This is a genomic window from Leisingera sp. F5 (assembly GCF_001593695.1).
Map to the genome: position 1 here is coordinate 1 of NZ_LUKH01000428.1, position 2,482 is coordinate 2,482.

The following is a 2,482-nucleotide window of genomic DNA, read 5'->3' on the forward strand; positions in this document are numbered from 1 at the left end:
ATGGGTGTGCTGGCGGAGGAGACCCGGTTTGTGGCAGGCCTTGCCGATGGTGAGTTTGCCAGCGGCGATCCCTCGCCCATTACCGCCCGCGGCATTTTCAACGCGATTTGCACCACGCGCGCCCACAAGCACGGCAGCCGGGATCTGGGCGATGTCACCGTTGCGGTGCAGGGCCTGGGCCATGTCGGCTGGTATCTTTGCCAGTTTCTGACCGAGGCCGGCGCCAAACTGGTTGTGACGGACATCGACGAGGCCCGTGTAGAACAGGCAATTGCCGAATTCGAAGTCAAAGCAGTGCCGCTGGACGAAATCTACGGTGTTGACGCGGACGTCTTTGCCCCCTGCGCCATCGGCGGCATCTTGAATGCCCAGACGATCCCGCAGCTGAAGGCGGACATTGTCGCAGGCGGCGCCAACAACCAGCTTGCCACCGCTGCTGACGCCGCAGGCCTGCATGCGCGCGGCATCCTTTACGCACCCGACTTTGTAGCCAATGGCGGCGGCATCATCAACGTTGCGACCGAAATCCAGCGGATCAGGGACCGCAAGGGATTTGTCGCCGAAAAACTGCAGGCGCTGGACGAGACGATGGCCTCGATCCTGATCCAGGCTGAAGCAGCAGATGTCAGCCCGGCAGAGATGGCCATTGCCACGGTTCAGGCCAGAATGGCAAGTTCCAGCAAAGCTGCCTGACCGCCTATCCCTTCCGGCACCGCGGTGCACCCCCGCACCCGCACGGACCCCGGCCTGCTGCCGGTCTCCAAACGGATTTTGGGCCCGGCAGCCTGCCCCGCCCAACCGAAGCGGAGGCGCATCAGCGCATCCGGAAACGGGCGGGAGCCCTCCGCCCGCGCCTGAGATCTGTCGGCGCAAGACAGAAAAGACACGCAGAAAACTGGAATTCATGCCCCGGCAAGAAGGGCCAGAACGGAAGAGAGAACTGAAAAAGGGCGGCCCCGCGGGGCCGCCCTTTCTTTTCTTCCATCAGCTGAAGGCCGTGATCAGTGGGCAGTGGCGCCCGCCCCGTCCTCTGAGCCTTTCAAAGCCGCCTTGGCGGCCGCCGCTTCCTCGGCTTCCTGGTCCCATTCGATGGGATCCGGCTTGGACACCAGCGCGTGCTCCAGCACCTCGGACACATGGGACACCGGGATGATTTCCAGCCCTTCTTTCACATTATCCGGGATTTCCGGCAGGTCCTTTTCGTTCTCCTGCGGAATCAGCACGGTCTTGATGCCGCCGCGCAGTGCCGCCAGCAGCTTTTCCTTAAGGCCGCCAATGGCGCTGGCATTGCCGCGCAGGGTGACTTCGCCGGTCATGGCGATGTCCTTGCGCACCGGGATGCCGGTCAGCACCGACACAATCGCCGTGACCATCGCCAGGCCCGCGCTTGGGCCGTCCTTGGGTGTCGCGCCGTCGGGCACGTGCACATGGATGTCCAGCTTATCGAAGGACGGCGGCTTGACGCCGATCTGCGGGCTGACCGAGCGCACATAGGAAGACGCTGCCTCGATCGACTCCTTCATCACGTCGCCCAGCTTGCCAGTTGTCTTCATCCGGCCCTTGCCCGGCAGCCGCAGCGCCTCAATGCTCAGCAGCTCACCGCCAACCGACGTATAGGCGAGACCAGTGACGACACCGACCTGATCTTCCATCTCGGCCAGGCCATAGCGGAACTTCTTGACGCCCAGGAAATCATCCAGATTGTCCGCCGTGACAGTCACACTGTCGGCCTCTTTCTTGATGATCTTGGTCAGCGATTTCCGCGCCACCTTAGCGATCTCGCGCTCCAGGTTCCGAACACCGGCTTCCCGCGTATAGGTGCGGATCATCTCGGTCACCGCGTCCTCGGTCAGCTCGAACTCCTTGGCCTTCAGGCCGTGGTTCTTGACCTGTTTGGAAATCAGGTGCTGCTTTGCGATCTCGCGCTTTTCGTCTTCGGTGTAGCCCGAGAGCGGAATGATCTCCATCCGGTCCAGGAGCGGCCCCGGCATGTTGTAGCTGTTCGAAGTGGTCAGGAACATCACGTTCGAGAGGTCGTATTCGACCTCCAGGTAGTGGTCCATAAAGGTGTTGTTCTGTTCCGGATCCAGCACCTCCAGCATCGCCGAGGCCGGGTCGCCGCGGAAATCTTGGCCCATCTTGTCGATCTCATCGAGCAAGATCAGCGGATTGGTGGTCTTGGCCTTTTTCAGCGCCTGGATGATCTTGCCGGGCATCGAGCCGATATAGGTCCGGCGGTGGCCGCGGATCTCGGACTCGTCGCGCACGCCGCCCAGCGAAATGCGGATGAACTCGCGCCCCGTGGCCTTGGCAACGGATTTGCCCAGTGAAGTCTTACCCACACCCGGAGGGCCGACAAGGCATAGGATCGGCCCCTTCAGCTTGACCGAGCGCTGCTGCACCGCCAGATATTCGACGATCCGCTCCTTGACCTTCTCCAGCCCATAGTGATCCGCATCCAGGATCTCCTGCGCCTTGTTCA

The 2,482-nt window shown here is 62.1% G+C and carries 2 protein-coding genes; one reads left to right on the forward strand and one right to left on the reverse strand.

Annotation, left to right across the window (positions count from 1 at the left end; all coding sequences use genetic code 11):
• Nucleotides 1-693: Glu/Leu/Phe/Val dehydrogenase family protein (locus A2I95_RS31375; RefSeq protein WP_291736118.1), on the forward strand; the 693-nt coding region annotated here is incomplete at its 5' end.
• Between the two features lie 308 nt (nt 694-1,001).
• On the opposite strand, the gene lon is transcribed toward A2I95_RS31375, so the two are convergent.
• On the reverse strand, nt 1,002-2,482 hold a 1,481-nt coding region (gene lon, locus A2I95_RS31380; RefSeq protein ID WP_291736120.1), incomplete at its 5' end, for an endopeptidase La.